This window comes from Antarcticirhabdus aurantiaca (assembly GCF_009765365.1).
Classification (GTDB): Bacteria; Pseudomonadota; Alphaproteobacteria; order Rhizobiales; family Rhizobiaceae; genus Antarcticirhabdus; species Antarcticirhabdus aurantiaca.
The window spans coordinates 83,226-103,274 of record NZ_VTOM01000002.1 but is presented as its reverse complement, the minus strand read 5'-3'; the positions used below and the strand labels follow the sequence as shown (position 1 = coordinate 103,274).

Below are 20,049 nucleotides of genomic sequence, written 5' to 3'. Positions count from 1 at the left end.
CGGCGTCCTCCCCCGTTGACTTCATGTCCTTCCGGTCCTCGGGCCGGACGTGCATCGGTGCACGCGAGGTCCCGCCCGATCCGTCGGCATCGCCTTCCACGAGGCCAGCGGTGCCCGGCCTCGTGATGGCGCGATCCCATTCCGACGGCGAGGCGCCTTCCGACCGGGAGGGCGCCTCGCCGTCGAGGGGCCGCGCCGGCGACGTCCTTCCGTCTTCGCCGCGTGACGCGCTCATGCGATCGACGCGGCCCGGGCGAGCGTCGGAACCTCAGGGAAAGATGGCCGCGAAGCGCGTCGCCGCGTCCTCGGCCGTCATCGATCGATCGGTCCAGAACTGACCGACGAGATCGGTGACCTGACCCATCTGGTCGGACGACAGCGTCTCGTAAGGTCCGGAGAACACCTTCCGTGCGCCGGCGAGGGACTCGGATCCCAACCGGGCGCAGGGGTCCAGTCCTTCGGAGACGACGTCCGAGCGCCCCGGCGTCGAGCCCTTGCTTCGCGACATGTCCACCTCGACCGTCGGATCGAGAACGGCGGCCACGAGCAGGTCCTGCCCCTTGACCACGTCCGGATCGTCGACCGCGGTGATGGTCATGAGGTCGGTATAGACTTGGTACATCCCCTCGGTGCCGGGAGCGAGCACGCAGCCGTAGTCCGTGCCAGCCACCTTGCCGGCGGCAGAGAATTCGCCCTTCACGTAGTCGCCGATGAACTGCATGGCGGCTCGGTCGGTGACGAGGAGCCCCGTCGTCTCGTTCCAGGAGCGTCCGACACTCCCCTCGTCCACGTAGGCCTGGAGCTTGCGCAGCGTCTCGAAACCCTCCGCGACGACCGGCGACGCCGCCGCAGCCGGATCATGCTCGACATAGAGCTTCTGGTAGAAGTCGGGCCCTCCGAGACCGGACAGGATGGAGCTCATGATGTAGTTGATCTGCCAATTCTCGCCGCCGACGGCGAGCGGGACGTAGCCGGCCGCCTTGATCTTGTCAGCCACCTCGAGGAATTCCGGCCACGTCCTCGGCGGCGCGACCTTCGCCTCTTCGAATATCTTCTTGGAATACCACAGCCAGTTCGCGCCGTGCAGGCCAAGCGGCACCGCCACGATCTGATCGTTGCTCGTCATCTTCTCGAGAACGAAGGGCGGAACGACCTTGGACCAGCCCTCCCGCTCGGCGATGTCGCCGAGGTCGCGCATGTATCCCGCTTCCGTCATCTCGTCGAGCGTTGAGCCTGGGTTCATCAGGATGGCGGATGGTGGCGTGCCACCGGCGATGCGGCTGTTCGCGACCGCCACCGCCTCGTCGAAGTTGGCGACGGCCGAGTCGATCCACCTGCCGCCTTTGGCCTTGTAGGCATCGGCCAGGATGTTGATCGTGCGCGACTCGCTCTTGCTCGTCCAATAGTGGACCACATCGACGCTCTGCGCACTTGCCGGCCCCGCCAACGCACCCAATCCGGCAGCCAGAAAGCCGCCGAAGACGCTCGCTCGAGTCATGTCATCCTCCCGCATCCGAAGCTCCGACGGACCGGACGCTGCGATCCGCCAGTTGGCTTGTCAAGCTAGCCAACAACAGCTTTTGACATACCAGCGACCGGCACCGCGCCGAAATGCCGGCGTTTGCGGCAGTCGAGTATCATGAATTGCAGTTTTCCGTCGCGCGACCCCTGGTCTGCTGGGCGGCGCCGCCAACCGCCGCGAGATTGTGGGGCGCCGAAAGCCGGAAGGGCCCGCGTGGAGCGGCGACGGCCCCGAGCGCGCCGAGGTCATCGAGCCGGGCCGCCGTCTCCAGGAGCAGCCTGGCGGCGTCGGCGTCCCGGACGGGGGCGGCATGTTCGGGGCCGACTCCGCGCACCTTGCCGTTCCGGAATTCGGCCGGTGTGCAGCCGAAGCGTTCGCGGAACTTGGCGAAGAACAGGGTCGAGTTGGTGAAGCCGTTGCAGCCGGCGATCTCGGAGATCGGCGCGCTCGTGCCGCGAACCTGCCTGAGCGCCCGGTCGAGACGCAGGTTGATCACGTATTCCTGGAAGCCGAGCCCGACATAGGCCTTGAAGTTGCGCGACAGGTGGCTGACGGTGACCCCGCTCTCCTCGGCCAGGCGCTGGAGGCTGACGTCGTGTGCGAACTCGTCCCGGATCCTTCGCATGACGTGGAGGATGCGGTCGCGACCGCTGCTGTTGCGTCTGTCGAGGCTGAGGCGCTTCCGATCCCAGGGAACCTTCTGGTAGATGAAGTAGCAGAGGGCTTCCGCCAGCCAGCGGTGGAGGAATGCCTCCCCGGCGGCCTCCTCGGCGTGGATCACGAGGCGGGCTACGATCGCGCGGATTGGATCGACGGTCGTGCGGAAGTACTTTCCGTGAAGGAAGCTTCGGCACAGGAAGTGGCGGCTCGCGAAGCCCGGCAGGCCCGCCGCCTCGTAATGCTCGCCGTGGATGTGCATTCCGCAGACGAGGGCGTCCGGGCTCCATGCGACCGAGTTGTGGACGACGTTCGCGTTGACGATCATCATGTCACCCGCCCTCATCAGGCAGGACTGCCCGGCTACGGAGAAGCCCACCTCGCCGGCCAGGACGGTCACGATCTCGATCTCGGGATGCCAATGCAGCGGGATCGTCACGCTGCCGTGCATGAACGTGCGGTAGGCGGCGCCGGCGCGCAGTTCGACGTGCTCGTAGCCCGCCACATCGGACGCGAGGCCGCGATCGCCATGGTCCGACACAGTGCGCCGCACCGGCGCGTTCTCGCGAGATGTCAACATATGATACTTCGAACGGCCAATCGCCGGTGTTTCCCGATCCGGATCACTCACCTAGCATAAAATCTGCTGTTGCCACCCGGTCGTGGAAGTCTCCCCCGCGCTGGCTGTCGCCGCCAACGAAAACAGGGGTGATCGCAAATGACCTTCGGCTCGAGTGACAAGGTCCTGTCCGCTGTTCTGGCTTCCCTGTCCGACCAGGACAAGATCGAGCTGCTCAACGGCGACGGCCTCTGGCGCACGAAGGCGAACTACGATCTCAACATACCCGAGATCGTGATGACCGACGGCGCTCACGGCGTGCGCTACTCGATCACCCAGATGGAGAACGGAGGGGACGAACGGGGAAGCCTTCGAGACTTCCTCGCGATCGTCAACCAGACGGCCCAGGGACGGGGAAACGCCACCGTGGGACTGACCCGGCCCGCCACCTGCTTTCCGAACGGCAACCTGCTCGGTTGTTCGTGGGACGTGGACCTCGCGCGGGACCTGGGCGCCGCGCTGGCCGCGGAGTGTCAGCATTTCGGCATCCATCTCCTTCTCGGCCCCGGCATCAACATCCGCCGCACGCCGCTTGCGGGACGAAGCTACGAGTACTACTCGGAGGATCCCGTTCTCACGGGCGACCTGGCGGCCGGGTTCATCGACGGATTGCAGGAGAACGGCGTCGGCGCCGCGCTCAAGCATTTCGCCTGCAACAACTCCGAGATCGAGCGCACGACGATGAGCTCGGACGTCGAGCCGCGCGCCTTGCGCGAGATCTATCTCGCGGGCTTCGAGCGGGCCATACGCAAGAGTCGGCCTTGGACCGTGATGAGCTCGTACAATCGGATCAACGGCGAGCAGGCTTCGGCAAGTCCTGGCCTTCTCACCGCGATCCTGCGCGACGAGTGGGGCTACGACGGAGTCGTCCTGTCCGACTGGCACGGCATCAAGGACCGCCCGGCCTCGTTGCTGGCCGGAAACGACCTCGACATGCCGGAAAGCCGGCGGAGGCGCGAAGACGCCCTCGCGGCCATCGCCGACGGGACACTGCCCCGCCATGTCGTCGACCGCTCGGTCGTGCGTGTGCTCCGCTTGATCGAGAAGGCCAAGGCCGGCGAGCGCCCGGGCTCGACCTGCGACTTCGAACGCCATCATCTCCTCGCTCGCCGGGCGGCGCTCGAATCCATCGTCCTGCTGAAGAACCACGAAGCCGCCCTTCCGCTCGATACCGCCAGCCCGTCCGAGATCCTCGTCGTCGGGCGCGAGGCATTGGAGCCATCCATCCAGGGCTCGGGATCGGCCACGACCAATCCGACCCGGGTCGACGGCCCGTTGGAGGAGATCGTTCGGCACGCGGGACAGAACGTGCGTGTGCGTCACCTGGAAGGGCCGCTCGATGCCGACGACCGGGCGGGTATCGAGGCGACGGTCGCGGCGGCGCTTGAAGCCGACAGCGTGATCGTGTTCGCCGGCACGCCCTCGGACGGCGACGGCGAGGCGTCCGACCGCCGCGACCTGCGGCTGGCGTCGGGCCAGGATCCGCTCATCACGCGGCTGGTCGAGAGCGGGCGGAGGGTCGTCGTCGTCCTGACCATGCCGGACGCGGTGGAGATGCCGTGGATCGATGGCGTGCATGCGGTGCTGGCGAGCTTCTTTCCCGGCCAGGGAGGCGGCCAGGCGATCGCCGCGATCCTTTTCGGGGAGGCGAACCCCTCCGGGAAGCTGTCGGTCACGTTCCCCCGCAAGCTGGGCGACGTGCCGGGCATCCATAGCTATCCTGGCGAAAACGGCCGGCATGCCTACAGCGAAGGCATCTTCGTCGGGTATCGATCCTACGACCTTCGTGAGATCGAGCCTTTGTTCCCATTCGGCCACGGCCTCAGCTTCACGCGCTTCGAGTATGAGGACCTCGTCCTGGATGCCGAGGAGGTCGGTGCCGGCCGGAGCGTGAACGTCTCGCTGACGGTTCGCAACGCGGGCACGAGGGAAGGACGGGAGATCGTCCAGCTCTACCTGGCTCCGCATCGGCCGGGACTTCGCCGTCCGCCACGCGAATTGAAGGGGTTCGCCAAGGTCGCGCTCGAGCCTGGTCAAACCTGCCGCGTCGAGCTACGGCTCGAGCCGCGAGACTTCCTTCATTTCGATGCGGCAAGCGGCGGATGGTGCCTCGATGCGGAGGGATTCCGCGTCGAGGTCGGCGCTTCCTCTCGGGATATCCGCCTGACGCGGACGCTGCGTTGCATCGTCGACTCGCGGCCCAGGCGTCGGCTCACCACGGACACGCAGCCGAAGTACCTGCTGGAGAACCCACAGGCGGTCGCGGCGGTGTCGAAGCTCCTCTCGACACGCCTTGCGATCAGCGAAGACGAAGCGGTGCGCGTGCTCGAACTGACTCGGACATGGTTCCTCGGCGTGCACCAGGCACTATCCTGGTACATCGGCGACGACCTGTCCGTCGACGAGTTCCAGGCACTTCTCGATCGTGTGAACGGCGACGCGCATGATGCGCCTTCGGAGAGCGCGCGCTGATACGTCCGCAGCGACGCCCACGACGGCTGCCGGATCGGCGAGGACCTTGGCCGATCGCTTCCGTTCCCGGACCGGCCTGCTCCGCGACGGCGGCCGCTCGGCTCGCCCGGCATGGAAAGGTGAGCCGATTCCATGGAAGGTCGTACTGGGCGTCGCGCGGCTGGACGAGATCGGACGACGGGCCGGACACGGATTTCCGCCTGGGAGCTGCCGCCGGCGGAGCTGGATCGTTCGCTGCCGCGCCGCGACGGGCCTTCGCCACGATCCAGGGCTCGCGGCGAAGCCGACGAAAACTGCCGAACCGATGGGCGGCGGCGGCCAGATCGGCGCCAGCTTCGGCGCCTAGGCAGCGGAACGGAACGCTTCCCTCATCCGCGCATCCAAGCCGAGGCGCTCGAGGCGGACGACCCTTTCCAAGGACGGACGATGACGATCAACTTGCCCCTCATCATCTTCGCGGTCTTTCCGGTCTCGATCGCCATCGTTGCCGTCGTCGCCTTCAAGGAAGCGGTCGCCGAACGGCACAGGGCGACGTTCGCGGCCAGGCCGGAAGCGTCGGCGGAAGAGCCCTGACACTCGGCTCGCCCGACACGGCCGGGATTGCGCCGTGGATCTCCGCAGCCGCATGCCTCGACCAGCCGATGTGCATGCAACGTCGCCGGATCGCATGTCCCGCGATCGCGAGTTCCCGCGAGCCGCGCCGTGCTCCCGTGGGCGCCGCGCCATCGCTCGACGCGGTGACGTCCGCCGCCTGCCGATCGCGTAGCGACGACGGGATGCCCGAGGCGGCATGTCCCCGCCACCGGGCACCGCTCCCATTGGCGAGGACAGCCCGGGGCCGGTCGTCCTACCAGCGCGGATCCGGCCACTCGGCGTCCTTCCATCGCTCGAGGTCGGCAGGGGCGACGAGGCTTCGGCTGCCGAGCTCGACGCGCATGGCGTGCAAGGTCTCGTACATGGGGTCGAAGCTGGCGAGCAGCTCGGCCAGGCGGCTCTTCCGGTCGGCCTTGCTCCAGGAGCAGAACAGCGCGCCCCTGCCGTGCAGGCGATCGAGGACGCAGGGGCTGGACGGGTCGATGCGCTGCCACTGCGCGATCACGTCCAGGGCATGGGGACCGAAGTCCTCCGCCAGGGCCTCCTCGATCACGGCCTCCAGGGCGTAGCACACGGCCTGATCGCGGCGCGAATGATCGAAGTAGGCGAGCGAGACCCGCATGGTCCTTTGCTGCAGCAGGATCGTCGGCCAGAGTAGCCTGACCCCGTAACGGACGCCTACCTCCTTCATGTGGGCGGGCGGCGGCAGGATCTCCCTTTGACGCTCGAAAGCCTTTCGCACGTCGTAGGCGAGGCCCAGGAAGGGACCTTCCTTGTCCGTGACGACGACCGAGCGCTCGTTCACTGCGTGGACGGTGTCGTGAACCCATCGCAGCGACGTGTAGTCGCCGATCAGCGTCATTCCCGCATGGCTCCTCGACAGCGAATAGGAAAGCATCGGCGCTCCTTGTCTTCGATCTGGTTCCAACCTGTCCGCTTCTCCGACCTGCCCGTCCGGCCGCGTCCTTCCCGGCGGCCGCCTGCGAGCCGGTGCCGAGACCGCTCGACGTCGGATCCGGCCGAGTCCCCCGACTGAAGCTCGGGAGCTGCATAGCGCTGCGCGCCATGCCTCGACGCGGGCGCCGCGGCTCGCAGGATACTTCGGATGCCTTCCCTGCGGGAGAGACTCGACCCTTTCCGCCTGTCCCGCAGACGACGTTTCCACCGGGTACGAAGGACTGCCGCACGGCCGGACGGGTGGTTTTCAGGCCACGCGACCGAAGCGATCCCGCTCACTGCCATCGGCATCGAGATTCCGATCCGGGGGAAGAAGCGCACCCTGCGGCGGGATCGATCCCGCCTTCCGGGACGCGGAAGCGGCCGGAACGGCCGCAGGCAGTGTCCTGCGTTCTCGCCGACAGCCGAAGGTGGTACGATCGGCGATTGCGTGTGGAGAGCGGAAGGCAGGATCGCGCGATGTCCAGGCATCCGATCGACCTCCGCCTCGGCGGCCGCCTGCGCGAGCTTCGGGAACGCCGCGGCCTGTCGATAGCGACCGCGTGCCGCCGGCTCGGCGTCGACCGCGGGCAGTTCCGCAGGTATGAGGCGGCCGAGGACCGGATCTGCCCTGCCACGCTACTCGATCTGTCGCGGATCCTGAAGGTCGACGTCCTCGACTTCTTCGAAGCCGCATCTTGCGACGGCGTCCCGCCGAGCGGCCGCGACGCCGCCGACGGGACGTGAACCCCGCGACCATCCCCATCGGGACGACGTGAGGATCGACCTGGGCCGTGGGCGTCGGCGACGCCGGGCCCGACGACTCCTGCCGGGAGGAAACGTGCCGCCCCGGCGTCTGCGCTTCCCGGTCACCTGTAGCGATCGGCGGCGCCCATCCGGCGGCATGGGACGTGCGCCGCGGCCCTGTAGACGCGTTCGCGCAGGAAGCGCAGCTCGGCTTCGACCTCGTCCTCGTCGACCTCGGTCCGCCAGCACCTGGAGCGGCCGTCGGAGCCGTCGCTCCAGCGATAGCCCCGCTGCTTGAGGAGGTCCTTGGACTGAAAGGGACTCTTCTCGGCGCTGATCTCGACCCTCGTGCGGCTCGCCGACCGCATCAGCGTCTGGAACGGCGTCTCGGTCGCGTCGTGCCGTCCGACCGCGAGCACCTCCAGCAGCGCATGACAGTCGTCGACGGCCCGATGACCGTCGTGGAAGAGCCCGACGCGGTTCACGAGATGCTCGAGCCTGCTGCTCTCGTAGCCGATGGCCCGCCAGGGCACCTCCGCCACCGAGCAGGCCCAGGGCTTGGCTTCGAAGCCGGGGAAGGTCTTCTCGCAGAACGGCCGGTCGAACCTCGCGTTGTGCGCGACGACGATGCTCGCCGGCGCCACGAAGTCCGCGACCGCCCGGGCGTCGACGGACCGGCCCGCCAGCATCTCCGGGGTGATGCCGGTCAGCCGCGTGACCTCCGGCGGCATGGGGATCGACGGCTCCCGCAGTCCCCCGAAGACGTCCACGACGTCGTGGATCCGGAAGTCCTCGTCGAAGGTGAAGCTCACCATCCCGATCTCGACCACCTCGTCGGTGCGGCGGTCGAGGCCCGTCGTCTCGGTGTCGAGCACGACGCCGACCCGCATCCCGGCCGGGGGAAGGCTCCCGGCCGGCAGGCCGGCGGGACGGGGTTCGAGGCGACGCAGCACGCGAAAGCGCCCGGTGCGTTCAAGCCGGCGGGCCAGCGCCTCGTCGCGGAACGCGGCTCCGGCACGAGGCTCGGCGAGGCGAGGCGGCGGCGCCACGGCGGAGTGGGCCGCCAGGGGAGAGCGGAAGAGGTCGGCTTGCATCGGTGCTCCTTGGTCAATCATGGATGCGACGCGGCGCCTCCGGCGCTCGCGTTGCCACCTGCTCGGCCCGGACGGCGGAACGCCTCCGGACGAATCCTTTCCGGGCCGCGCTCAAGCGTTCCCGACGGCGGTCCTCCGGCGCCGGCCTTTCGCCGGCGCCCCGGAAGCGGCCGCACCCTTCGTCGCCATCCGCGCCACCATCGCCCTGTGGCCGGTGCGGGCCATCTGGCTTGCGAGGGAGCGGGCGAGCCGGACCAGCGTCTCCCGCAGCTCCCCGTCCGGCTCGGGGAGCGCGCCGTCGCCCGCGGCGATCCTCGCGGAAGCGGAAAGCCGTCCAGCCGAGCTGGGCCGTCCTTGGGCCTCGAGCGCGGCGGCGGCTCGCCCGGAGGCGGAGGACCGGGTCACGCGCGTGCCGCGCTCCCGTCGCCGGCCAGAGGATGGGTGCGCGGCGGGACGGGCGCGACGACGAAGCGGGGAATCGGGCCGAGTGCCTCCTTCACCATCTCCGCGTCGAGGTGCGAGGCTTCGAGGAGCCTGTCCGCACACCGGTGGATCGCGTCCGCGTTCGCCGCCACCAGGCGCGCCGCCTCGGCCTCGCCGTGGAGAAGCACGCGCCGCACCGGCTCGACGAAGGCGGAGACGCGCATCAGCGCCGAGAGGTGGTCGCCGTCGCCCATCCAGACGGGGCCGGCGTCGCCGAGACCCCAGCTCGCCTCCATGCTGAAGGCGAGGCGGGTCGCCCGCGCCAGGTCCGACGTCGCGTCGCCGCCCGCGCCGGCCGACGCCGCTCCGAGGAAGACCGTCTCGGCGGCCCGGCCGGCGAGGGCATGCACGACGAGATCGACCGCCTCCCTCCGGGTCGGCATCCATCGGGGATATTCGACGACGGTGATGCCGCCACCGTCGTGGATGGAAATCCCGTGCACCGAGCCGAGGGCCAGCGCGGCGGCGGCGCAGGCATGGGCCGCCTCGTGCAGCGCCACCCTCTCGCGCAGCTCGGCCGGCAGCGGCTCGCCGCCCTCCCTCATGGCCGCCAGCAGGTCGCCGACCTCGATCCCGCGGCCGGCCCGCCGGGCGACGCCCCTCGCCTGGCGGACCCAGGAAGCCGCGTCGGCGCCCGTGCCGCCGCATCCCGCCGCCGCGACCGGACGCAGGTCGGCGAACGGAAGGTCCTCTCCGAGCTGGGTCCGGAGGATCCCGGCCAGTCCGTCCACGTCCGGCAGGCCGATCTTGACCACGTGGTCGAGGCGGCCGCTCCGCACGATGGCCGGATCGACCCGATCGGGATTGTTGGTGGCGGCCAGCACCACCACGCCCGCACGGTCCCCGGCTCCGTCCAGCTCCTCCAGGAGGCAGTTCACCACCTGCGTGCTGTAGTCGCGATGCCGCCGGTCGAACGTCGAGCGGTCTCCCAGCGAGTCGAGCTCGTCGATGAACAGGACGCTCGGCGCGCAGGCCCTCGCCTCGGAGAAGGAAAGTCTCATCGCCTTCAGGCAGTCGCCGAGGTGGCCGTCGCCGGACGCCTGCCACTGGGCCAGCGAGGCGACCACCAGCGGCAGGCCGGCGCTCTTCGCGAAGCATCTCGCGAAGAAGGACTTGCCGGTCCCGGGCGGGCCGGCGAGGACCAGGCCGCGGCCGACATCGGACCATCCGATCCTGCCTTCGCGCAGGTCGTGCAGGTCCTGGATCAGCTCCAGCCCGCGCCGGCGCGCCTCGCCGTAGCCGGACAGGGACGCGAGCTCGGGAACCTCCTCCGCCTGCATCCGGCGGCGCGTGGCGAGCGTCCGGACGCGCCGCAGGGACTCCTCGCCCCCGCGCTGGCGCGACATCGACATCCTCAGGTCGTCGAGCGTCAGCCCGGCGATCCAGGGCTCGTCGGCCACCGCGACGGCGTCTCCGGTGACAAACTGGATCAGCAGCGCGAGCAGGCCGGGCTTCCAGCCGCCGGGAAACAAGACGCGGTCCGCGACCGTGCGGAGGTGCACCGGAACGTTGCGGCCCACGTCCGCCGACACCGCGAAGACCGGAAGGCCGAGCGCCAGCGCTCCCAGGCTGCGCTGCTCGAGCGTCTCGCGGTCGCGCCGCTCGACGTCGCAGGTCAGCACGACGGCATGCCGCCCGGCGAGCGCACGCGGGACGAGGGTCAATGCGTCGACCTGCCTCCCGGTGAGGACCTTGGTCTCCGGCCCCAGGACGCAGACCTTCAGGACGCGTTCGAGGAACGGGCGGGAACGGCTGTCCGGCGCCTGCACCGCGAAGATCGGCGCCGTGCCTCGCAGGACCCGACGGAGTTCGGGATCCTCCTCGATCCGGACGGCCAGGAGGATCGCCGCGGCCGCTTCGTCGACGGACAGCGTGACGTCCGCCGGCCTGGCGGGTTCGGCCGGCTCCTCGTCGGCGGGGAGCTCGACCTCCCAATCGTCGATCTCCGCCTCCCCGAAGCCGGAGTTGTCCGTCCGGCGGCCGGCCCGCCCGTTCGGACGCCGGCGCCTGTTGGCGTCCTGGACCAGGAGATCGAGGTAGCGCCCGGCCAGGAGACTTCCGCCGGTCGCACCGGGCGAGTGGGGCGGCGATGCTCCGGAAGGCAAGGCGGGGTCGGGCTTGTCGATGACGGCGTCGAGCATGAGGTCTCCCTGTCTGGGCGAGGGAACGCGGCGGCCGGAGCCGCGCGTCAGTTGGGGCGGACGTTGTCGTTCAGGCTGACCGGGGGACCGAGACGCCAGAGGCGGCTGTAGCTGCGCATCCACCCGTAGGACCGGTCGACCGCATGGATCCTCGAGGTGATGCAGCCGCCGGGGCCGACGTGAGGATGGCCCTCGACGAGGCCCGCGAGGCGTGCGGCCGAGCCGTCCGGCGTCGGATACCAGTGCGACAGCAGCGGGGCCGCGGCGAGCTCTGCCTCCGTCGGGAGGCGTCCCTCGGCGTAGGCGCGCAGGTCGGCGGCGAGCGCCTCCAGCCTGGCGAGGTCCCGGAGGCTCTCCCGGTCGGCAATCCCGGGAACGAAGTACGGCAAGCTCATCGGCTGTCTCCTGGTGGAAGCGGTCATGGAAGGGGGAGGGGTGGCGGAGGCGGAGGGATCGTCCCCCGGCGCTCACCCCCGCGGCGGCGCGAAGGGATCGAAGATCGAGACGGGCGACATCGCCGAGACCGGGCGATTTAGGTCGATGCGCAGGATGCCGGCGGGAACGAGGGAGAGGATGGAGGCGACCGGATCCTCGCGCTGCGGGAGCAAGCACGCGAGGTCGCCCAGGCACGCTTCCCCGCCGGCGTCCTCGATCGCCTCCAGGACGATCAGGCGTTCCGTCGCGGCGAGGGGGGCGTGCCCGCTCTCGGCCACGATCCGGCACGTCTCGCGGCGAGGCCAGGCGGTCAGGCGGCGCTCGGGGACCAGCAGGAGGCGCCGGCCCGCCTTGGCGTGGCGGCGGCGCAGCGCGAAGGCTTCCGCCCGCTCCGGCCCTGCCGCGGGCAAGGCCGCCAGGATCACGCGACCACCCCAGTAGCGCATGTCCACCGTGCCGTCCGGCAGAACCTCGAAGGCCTGGACGCACGGCTCCGCCTCGAGGAAGCGGAGCAGCGCCAGCTGCAGGCGCCCGGCGGCGCTCATCGCGCAATCGTTCTTGGCGCTGTCGAACGACATGGACGCGCGCCCGCCTTGCGCGCTATCCGCGTTCGCGGAACCGATCGGAGGCGCGGACCGGATGATTTGGACCTGCTGCAGCATCGCTGAACCCTTCTCGACTTGCGGGCCGAGAGCCGGCCGGCAATTTTCGTATTCGCAAAAATGGATATAGCGAATACGAAAATTGCGTCCAGCTGGTGGTGGCGACATGGTTAAGGAGAAGTCGCCGAGCGGCCCGGGGCGCCCTCGGAAGGCCTTGGAGGACGTCACGCATCCGCTCGCGATCCGTCTCACCGACCGGGATCGCGAGGCGCTGCGTACGCTGGCCAAGAAGCAGGGATCGTCTCTGTCCAGCTACATCGTAGCGGTGCTGAGACGGCACATGACGCAGAAGGAGTGATGCCGGCGACCTAGGTCGCGGTCATAGCGATGCCGTCCGCGACGTCTGCTCGAGACCCGACGGGGGGACCGCGACCTCGTCGGAGGGGATCCGGATGCCGACGGCGGCGAGGCCGACCGACGGCCGCGAAGTCGTGTGGACGGATACGTCGGCCATGGAATGGTTGCTGTGGGGGAGCGCGGGGAGGAAGTTCGAGCCTTCCTTTCGAAAGACGTCGCCGTGTCGCGCTCAACGGCGACCGGGGCTGACGGGCCGAGCACATCGCCGACGATCTCGAGCGACCTTCACTCATCGTGTTAGAACGGCTCAGGAAGTCACCTGCCTTTTCCGAGCACGACACGGTCGCCGCGAGGTGGCGGTGGGAATCGTTCGGACACGATGCGTAACTTCGCGATGGGCCACGACAGAGAGGAGGCCGAAGCTTGAGCCGAAGCATTCTTCCGGACGGTCTCTCGGAGATCGAGCAAGAGATCCCGGTTGTGATGGAGATGATCGCGCGTACGGCGCGCTGGGTTCATCCGGCCGTCTTCCGGGAACTGCCCGTATGGCGGCCCGACACGGCGAGGAAGCTTCCCCTTCTCATGGCCGACTGGGTCACGCCGGCAACCACACTCAAGGGCGAGCAGAAGGTGGAAGGGAACGTGGCGGCTCAGGCCTCGCTGATGTCGGCTCTTGGAATCGCCAGACCGTTCCCACGCAACTGGACCACGTGCCACCTCTGGGGATACGACGACGACCGCTTCGTCGGGAGCAGCGACATCGTGCGCGACCGCCGCTTCTTCTCGTGTGTCGCGAACATGGTCCTCCTGCCCACGCCGCTGAAGGGCTTCACCGACGCGGTGCCGACCATCAAGCGTCACCTGCGCGTCTGCGCGTTCCACCTCTACGGCTGGGCGTGCGAGCATCCCCTCGTCGAGCGCGAAGCCGCGGCCGTGAGGGGCGGCGAGATCCCGGAGGGCTACCCCGAAGGCTGGCCGACCTCGAAACGGCGCATCCTGCCGCCTGGCACGGGTCCATGCTCGGAGTACATTCTCGACAAGGCGGCCAAGCGGAAGCGGGAGATTGCCGCGCTGCTGGGCAACGTCCACTTTGCGAACTACCCCCGTGAGGCAGTGAGGGAGGTGTTGGATTTTTGGAAGGTGAACCTGAACCGTTGACCGGCGCCATCACGCGAACCCGCCTTCATCAACACGCTCAAGAGGTTGTCATGCGGATCGGCGCCGAGGTTTGGCGCCCATCCAGAATCGGGCTGGTGAAGGCCGTCGACGCCTGATCCGCCTGAACTGAGGCACGCCTCCACTGTCGCGATGTCGCTCGCACGACCTCTATGATGCAGGCTCCGCGTCAGAACAGGTCGACGGAGAAGCGCTTGGACAGGCCGAGGCCGAAGGTTAACTGGTCCTCCGACCCTTCCTCCTGGACGATCGGCGAGTCCTTGGCGTCGCCGACGAGGCGCATGTAGGAGCCTTCGGCGTTGAGGAACCAGGTCGGCGCGAACTCGTAGCGGGCAGAGGCCTCGAGGCCGACCGACTTGACGCCGCCATCGGCCTCGAAGGCGTCGAACTTGCCCCCCGAACGGACGAACTCGTCCGCATCGACGCCGAAGTAGGTGTTCATGTAGTCGTCGGAGGCGAAGGTGGCGCGCGGGCCGGCCTTGAGGAGCAGCGCCTGGTTCGGCCGGGCGATGGCGTTGGCGCCCACCGCGCCGACGAAGCCGTCCGCGCCGCCGAAGGCGTAGCGCGCCTCGCCGTAGACCTCGGCGTTGTTCCACTCGTAGCCGAGCTTGATGCCCGCCTCGTAGGTGGCGTCGATGTCGTCCAGCCCGTCGAGGTCGTCGTCGTCGCGCTCGCCGCCGTAGCCGAAGGACGGGCCGATCGAGAGGCCGCCGCCCTGCGGGTTGATGCTGCCGAAGGTGACGAGGCCGGGGATGGAGAGATAGTCGAGGCCGAGGATCGGCCAGGGCGAGGCCTCGTAGTCGTCCGATCCCTCGTATTCCGGCGAGACCATCGCGCCCGCGCCGAGCTCGAAGACGGCGTCGATGCGCTCGTCGGGCGTCAGTGGCACGCCCGCCGGATCGGCCTGTGTGTCGGTGGCGGATGCCGGGACGGACGCCACGGCGGACACTGCCAAAATGGCGAAACGAAGGATGGCGCGGCTCACGATCGATCTCCGGTGTGTGCTTTTTGATCGATGCCAGGACGGCCGATCACGCTGAAGAGCATTGTCGATGTCGATGTTCGAAATTTTTTTGAGAGATGCTCGTGCGCAGGGCGCGAGTTAGATTGTAATGAAATGATCTTCATTTGAAAGATCCGATTTTGAGGAAGATCAGAAAACCAGTCGGCGCACAAAAGAGAAGACTACTGTATTTCGGTGGTCTGCACGACCTTGGAGGCCGCCGCCGTTCCTGCTTCGTATGCAGTGGGCAGGTGGGGTCCCGGATCGCTCGGCGAAGCTTCTAACTGCATCTTGCGAGCGGAGCCGAACAACCTGGACGGCGCATCCCGGGCATGGTTGCGGCTATGCCATGCAGTCTCGCCTGTTCGAACGATCCCGTAGGCTGTTGGTCGAGCCAACCGACCTCGATCGTCGCCGCGACACGTCGGCGATCATGTTCCTGATGACGGTTGGATCGAAGACGGGTCCAAGCGCTGGTTGGCCCGACTGCCTTGCACGGACCAGGTCGACCTGGGACCCGCGATCCAAAGGGCGTTCGTCATGGAAGACGAGGAACGGCAGCGACCTGCCGTCCGGCGAACGCCCGCGCAAGCCGAGGCAGGTTGCCAGCGATCCGGCTCTTCGAGCCGAAGCTGCTCCTCCGCCATGTGGCGAAAGCTCGCCTCTCGGCACCGTCCCCGGCTGCGACAAGGTCCAGGTCGACGTCGAAGATTTCCGCCGAGGCGAGCGACCGGGGCAGGCGGCTCGGCACCCCTGCTCAGCCATGGAAGTAGGCGAAGTGTCCATGCTTCTTCCGGTTGCGCGACCCGCAGGCATGGCGTCCTCCAGGATCCCGACCGCACCCTGGCCCCGCACGATCTCGACATGCGCGTATGGCGTCCATCGAAGACGCGCGTCGGGGCTCCCTATCATGGTCTTGACCGTACGAGGTCCGAATAGTTCTCGACCGCCGCCGCGCCGATGCTGTTCGCCCTCGCGCCGATCGCCGCGCGGCGCTCGAGGTCTGCCTGCTCCCCACCCCAGGCAAGGACGCCCGAGTCGGCAAGGTAGCTCGGCAGGAAGCCCGATAGAACGATTCGCCAGTCGAACGGAGCACCCGGCTCGATCATGCGGGCCAAGTCGAACACGACCGTCGTGCAGTTGGCAGTCAGCGTGTCGTAGAACGCAGGCTCGCGGGCGAGGCGATTTCCGGTATCCAGGTACTCGAGGAACAGGGCCTGCATGTCCTCGCGAGGCATCGTCAGCGGATAGAGATATGTGTCCTCCCGCCTGACGTTCGTTCGTAGGTACAGGATGTCTCGTTCCTCTGCGGCTACGAGGGCAAGCTCGTATGTCTTGAAGAAGCCGGCGAGGGAGGAGAATTCCTCTCCACGTTCCTTACGGATCTCCACGGAGAAAACGACGTGCCGGCCATCCGTGAAGCCGAAGCTCACGAGGGTATGTGCGATCGCGTCGATGCCCCAATAGGACAGGACGACATCCACGCTCGCGATCGTCGCAAGATCGTACTGCCGCTTGTGCCATCGCACGACGCCCTGGTCCGGCGCCGTCCAATCGAAGTCGCGCACGTTGTCGAGGGTCACGACGGACCCATCGCGGCTGCCCGTGGCGATATGTGCCACATCCGGCGACCAATCGCGGTCGAGGCGGGGTTCGATCGTCCACCACCACGCACAGAACGACATGGTCATCACGGCCGCGAGTGCCACTCCCCATCTTGGTCGAACCAGGTCGAGCCAGAACGCGACCACGAGCAGTCCCAACCAGGATAGGATGAGCCCGAGGCGCGATGAGTCTGGACCGTCACCCTGATACCAGAGAGCCAATACGCTCCATGCGCAGAAGCCGACAGCGGCGAGCGCCAGCAGAGCCTTGCCGATGCAGCGTGTCGCGCGCATCAAAGACACCGGCCTAGACCCATCGCAGTCTCTGGGGAGCCATCGATGGCGTCGAGCGACCCGCCGAGGCTGGTGCTGGACTGGAAGGCGTCGGTCGTCGGAACCTTCCGGGTGGATCCGGATCGAGCCACGTGGATGGCTTGGCCAGACGCCGCGGTAGGGGGCTCGGGATGGGGCTGCTGCAACGCAGCGACGGGAAGAACGTCAGGCGAAGCCGAGCGGATTCCTCGGCCCAAGGGTCCGTATGGGAACGCGACGGGTGGGATAAGGTCGCGCGGTGAGACCGAGCCATCAGGCAGCGTCTTCATCGTGTCGACGTCCTTGCCGGCGACGTTGGCCCCTCGCTCGTGCGAGTTTCTCCTTGGGAAAGGCCCTGCCGAACCGGCCAGCGGAACCGTCGCCATCTCAATGGCGCCATGCATGTTCTCGATCATCGTGTTCCTGAGTCGGGCAGTTACTTGACCTTCGAGCCATGTGACCTGCTGGCTCGTCTCGAGCGACGGTCGCGCGAACCTGTTCGCGGCGCCGAAGCACACCGATATAAACAAAAGTACGAGTCCGTATCAATACCGCTGGAGCGACATCGATGGCATGTTGCCGACATGTGACGATGCCGTGGTGCATGCATGCTTGGTTTTGGGAAAGTTCGTTCGTGTACCTAGCCAGCAGCAGCTGACACGCGAGCCCGCAAGGCCCGCCGGCTCCGGCAGCGGAAGCCGGTTCCCGCCTGAGGCCGGTGCGCGAGCGGGTTACGGGACTCCGGAACCGAGGCTGGCTCCGATCGCGGGCGTGGCGTTCGCCGGCTGCCTATCTCCATCGACAGAGGCTTGGCGCGACGGCCGCTGCCGCACCTCCTGCTCTGCGGGTCGTTGCGTTCCGCCCGCCGACACAATCGAACGGCCGTCGCGAGGCACCGACACCACCAAGGCCTGATGATGGTCGGGCAGGGAGATGGCCATCTACCCACAGTTCTCCCACGCCGCACCTCGATCGGCGCAGAACAAGCCGCGGCGGCCTGCAGCCGGAGCCGAGCGTCCGCTAAAAAGCCCGACGAGGTATTGATACTGTACCGTATCTTATGGCAAACGGTCTCCGGACAGGTCGAGTCCATCGACCGCCAAGATGCGAGGAACTGTCTATGTGCCTGAAATTCCTGGTGGCGGCGTTGCCCCTGGTGATCGTAACGGGTGCTGCGGCCGCAACGAACCTTCTTGACAGACGCATCGGGACGGAGGGTTCCGCCTTCGAGTCCCTCCTCGCTGCGCCGGGCATTCATGTCCATGGCCGAGACGAGATGACATCGGACAAGCTGCCGGCAGGACTTGGCTGGCGATCCGAAGCAAGCGCCATCTTTGCGTCCTGCCCCACCAAGTCAGGATCTGGGATCCGGGATGAGGCGACATCTTCCGTTGGCGCGACAGGTGGTTTGCGCTGCCAGCATGGAAATTCCGCTTCGAACACGTTGGTCCTCATGATGGATGCCGGCGTTCCGGAAGAGGACGGATTCGAAGACGAGCGCATGACCGCCCTGGCGGGTAGGAGCATCCTCTACCAAGACAAGCACGCCATTCCTCCTTCTCCTCGTATCGCTCAGGCGGAACCTGATCCGACGGTATCCGTCGACGACGATGAGGACTTGTCAGAAGCTGGATGCGGGTACGTCGATTACTACGTGAGTGAGAATTTCTCCGTTGGACTTGAGTATCTGGTCGACTATCTTTGCGATGACATCGTCGCAATCGCTCCATCTGCGACCTACATCGAGACACGCTGGCCGACCGGACCGCAGACGTTGGGACATCGTCCAGACATGATATGAACTTCATCGCTGTTAGATCAGCGACTTCACGCCGCTCCGACCAGCCTTGATCTAATTCAAGCCCGATGCGGCGGGGCCGAAGAAATGGCCTCCTGGGGAAGGACGCCGCGTGACTCACCGACTCGCCGCGCGAGCGAGCTTGGAGAACCGATGGAACGGCGAGAATGCTCGCTCGCGCCAAGTTGTATCCGTCCTCTTTGAAGTTAAAATCGTTCGAGTGGCAATAATTAAATAATAAAATGCTTTAATTGACCAGCATCCGGACATCTGCAGATCAGATAACGGTTGAGGCCCGCTGAGGATGCTTGTGATCGGATCGCCTCGAAGTGGGCGATCCAGCATGGGCAACATCGATTGTCCAGCCTGAAATGTGGTCGACCGCCGATCGATCCGATCGACAGTCGTCAGCAAGACCTGATCGAGTACGCGATCAAGACAAAGCCCTGAACCCCCGTGATCCGCCTCTCCTGCTCGGCATGGTGAATCCGATGGAAGCAGAGACCCGAACCAGCAGCGTGAAGATGCTCACCGCTCGGATGGTTGATATTCCATGGACCGGCGGCGCTATCACAGATGTCGTCCCTAGCCTTCGAGATAGACATGTCGATCAACCGAATTGTAGAAGGCACAGAGAAAGCTTCGACAATGCGTCAGAAAAAATCGCTTTACGCTCTCATCGTTGCCCTGGTGGTCGGCGCCGGTGCGACCGTGCCAGCAACGGCGTCCGCTGAGACCTCGGCGTATTCCATCACTTCCGTGAACATGCGCGCTGGACCAAGCACAAGCTATCCCGTAGTTGCGACTCTTCCTGGTCATAGCGCGCTCCTGGTGCATGGATGTGACGTCGGCGTCTCCTGGTGCGACGTCTCCTGGAGCCATCAGCGTGGCTGGGTTTCCGCGAGGTATGTTCAGGTCACCCACCGCGGCTCGACGACCATCATCACGTCGTCTGTCGCACCCGCCCTCGGCGTTGCGGTCATACCGTTCGACCGCACCTACTGGGACACCCATTACCGCGGCCGTGCCTGGTACGGCGAGTGGCCTCGCTACTACGGCGCACCGCGAGCCGCTGCCGGATGCGGCGACGACGGCTGCGGCGCGGCGACGATCCGGCCCGGTCGCGCCGCGGCAGGCTACTGCACCGACGATACTTGCAGAGGCGCATCCGTGACCCGTGGACCGGGCGGCATCGTGGGTGTCCGCCGTGGGTCGATCGATCGACCCTGGTGATGCGCTACGCGTTTCCGGCTGCCTAGGAGGGTTCTTACATGGATTTTCCCGGATCGACGCGCCTTTTCGCCTTGGCACTGATGCTGGTCTCTTCGGCGCGTCAGGTGCCGGCGCAGCAGCTGGATGGGCCGCGCAATGAACTTTGCGAAGTCTTGGAGCCCCAACGAACCGGAGCGATGTCCCGCGAAGGGCTAAGGATCTTCGCCGTGCATGAAGCGTGGCCGACCTGAGCGATCACGGTGCAGTCCTCCTACGAGGCGAGGC

The 20,049-nt window shown here is 67.2% G+C and carries 17 protein-coding genes; 8 read left to right on the top strand and 9 right to left on the bottom strand.

Annotation, left to right across the window (positions count from 1 at the left end):
• Window positions 1–268: 268 nt before the first annotated feature.
• Together FZN60_RS02715 and FZN60_RS02710 are read right to left on the bottom strand one after the other, a co-directional pair.
• Window positions 269–1,498 carry an ABC transporter substrate-binding protein gene (locus FZN60_RS02715; protein WP_158870849.1) on the bottom strand — a complete coding sequence of 410 codons (1,230 nt, stop codon included), beginning with the start codon at window positions 1,496–1,498 and terminating at the stop codon, window positions 269–271.
• A 139-nt stretch (window positions 1,499–1,637) separates the two neighbouring features.
• On the bottom strand, window positions 1,638–2,759 hold the full coding sequence (locus FZN60_RS02710; RefSeq protein WP_158870847.1) for an AraC family transcriptional regulator: 1,122 nt from the start codon (window positions 2,757–2,759) through the stop codon (window positions 1,638–1,640).
• A gap of 138 nt (window positions 2,760–2,897) precedes the next feature.
• Here FZN60_RS02710 and FZN60_RS02705 point away from each other — a divergent pair, with 138 nt between their 5' ends.
• The gene (locus FZN60_RS02705) at window positions 2,898–5,270 is read left to right on the top strand and encodes a beta-glucosidase family protein (RefSeq protein ID WP_158870845.1); all 2,373 of its coding nucleotides are present in this window, start codon (window positions 2,898–2,900) and stop codon (window positions 5,268–5,270) included.
• Between the two features lie 426 nt (window positions 5,271–5,696).
• Window positions 5,697–5,843 (top strand): hypothetical protein, encoded by a 147-nt coding sequence (locus FZN60_RS02700; protein ID WP_158870843.1) that lies wholly within the window; start codon window positions 5,697–5,699, stop codon window positions 5,841–5,843.
• 274 nt (window positions 5,844–6,117) lie between these two features.
• On the opposite strand, the gene FZN60_RS02695 is transcribed toward FZN60_RS02700, so the two are convergent.
• A complete protein-coding gene (locus FZN60_RS02695; protein ID WP_158870841.1) occupies window positions 6,118–6,762 on the bottom strand; it encodes a DUF6904 family protein in 645 nt (214 codons plus the stop codon).
• A 518-nt stretch (window positions 6,763–7,280) separates the two neighbouring features.
• Between FZN60_RS02695 and FZN60_RS02690 the strand changes: the two genes are divergently transcribed.
• Window positions 7,281–7,547, top strand: coding sequence for a helix-turn-helix domain-containing protein (locus FZN60_RS02690; protein ID WP_158870839.1), 267 nt, complete (start codon window positions 7,281–7,283; stop codon window positions 7,545–7,547).
• A 122-nt stretch (window positions 7,548–7,669) separates the two neighbouring features.
• Here FZN60_RS02690 and FZN60_RS02685 read toward each other — a convergent pair whose 3' ends face one another.
• The 4 genes from FZN60_RS02685 to FZN60_RS02670 form a co-directional block, all read right to left on the bottom strand.
• Window positions 7,670–8,641 (bottom strand): 3'-5' exonuclease, encoded by a 972-nt coding sequence (locus tag FZN60_RS02685; protein ID WP_246726550.1) that lies wholly within the window; start codon window positions 8,639–8,641, stop codon window positions 7,670–7,672.
• A 401-nt stretch (window positions 8,642–9,042) separates the two neighbouring features.
• A complete protein-coding gene (locus tag FZN60_RS02680; protein WP_158870835.1) occupies window positions 9,043–11,265 on the bottom strand; it encodes an AAA family ATPase in 2,223 nt (740 codons plus the stop codon).
• A 47-nt stretch (window positions 11,266–11,312) separates the two neighbouring features.
• Window positions 11,313–11,660 (bottom strand): DUF6634 family protein, encoded by a 348-nt coding sequence (locus FZN60_RS02675; protein ID WP_158870833.1) that lies wholly within the window; start codon window positions 11,658–11,660, stop codon window positions 11,313–11,315.
• A gap of 72 nt (window positions 11,661–11,732) precedes the next feature.
• Window positions 11,733–12,278, bottom strand: coding sequence for a hypothetical protein (locus tag FZN60_RS02670; RefSeq protein ID WP_158870831.1), 546 nt, complete (start codon window positions 12,276–12,278; stop codon window positions 11,733–11,735).
• A gap of 238 nt (window positions 12,279–12,516) precedes the next feature.
• Here FZN60_RS02670 and FZN60_RS02665 point away from each other — a divergent pair, with 238 nt between their 5' ends.
• Complete coding sequence (locus tag FZN60_RS02665) at window positions 12,517–12,660, top strand: hypothetical protein (protein WP_158870829.1); 144 nt, start codon at window positions 12,517–12,519, stop codon at window positions 12,658–12,660.
• A 422-nt stretch (window positions 12,661–13,082) separates the two neighbouring features.
• Entirely contained in the window at window positions 13,083–13,817 is a 735-nt protein-coding gene (locus FZN60_RS02660; RefSeq protein WP_158870827.1) for a hypothetical protein, read from the top strand.
• A gap of 187 nt (window positions 13,818–14,004) precedes the next feature.
• Here the strand turns inward: FZN60_RS02660 and FZN60_RS02655 are convergent, their stop codons facing one another.
• A complete protein-coding gene (locus FZN60_RS02655; protein WP_246726549.1) occupies window positions 14,005–14,820 on the bottom strand; it encodes a MipA/OmpV family protein in 816 nt (271 codons plus the stop codon).
• A gap of 926 nt (window positions 14,821–15,746) precedes the next feature.
• Window positions 15,747–16,736, bottom strand: coding sequence for an Lnb N-terminal periplasmic domain-containing protein (locus tag FZN60_RS02650; protein WP_158870825.1), 990 nt, complete (start codon window positions 16,734–16,736; stop codon window positions 15,747–15,749).
• 1,138 nt (window positions 16,737–17,874) lie between these two features.
• Between FZN60_RS02650 and FZN60_RS02645 the strand changes: the two genes are divergently transcribed.
• The 3 genes from FZN60_RS02645 (at window position 17,875) to FZN60_RS02635 (ending at window position 20,015) form a co-directional block, all read left to right on the top strand.
• Window positions 17,875–18,555 carry a hypothetical protein gene (locus tag FZN60_RS02645; RefSeq protein ID WP_158870823.1) on the top strand — a complete coding sequence of 227 codons (681 nt, stop codon included), beginning with the start codon at window positions 17,875–17,877 and terminating at the stop codon, window positions 18,553–18,555.
• 600 nt (window positions 18,556–19,155) lie between these two features.
• Window positions 19,156–19,785: an SH3 domain-containing protein gene (locus FZN60_RS02640; protein ID WP_158870821.1), complete on the top strand. Its 630-nt coding sequence runs from the start codon at window positions 19,156–19,158 to the stop codon at window positions 19,783–19,785.
• A gap of 38 nt (window positions 19,786–19,823) precedes the next feature.
• Window positions 19,824–20,015: a hypothetical protein gene (locus tag FZN60_RS02635; RefSeq protein WP_158870819.1), complete on the top strand. Its 192-nt coding sequence runs from the start codon at window positions 19,824–19,826 to the stop codon at window positions 20,013–20,015.
• Window positions 20,016–20,049: the final 34 nt, after the last annotated feature.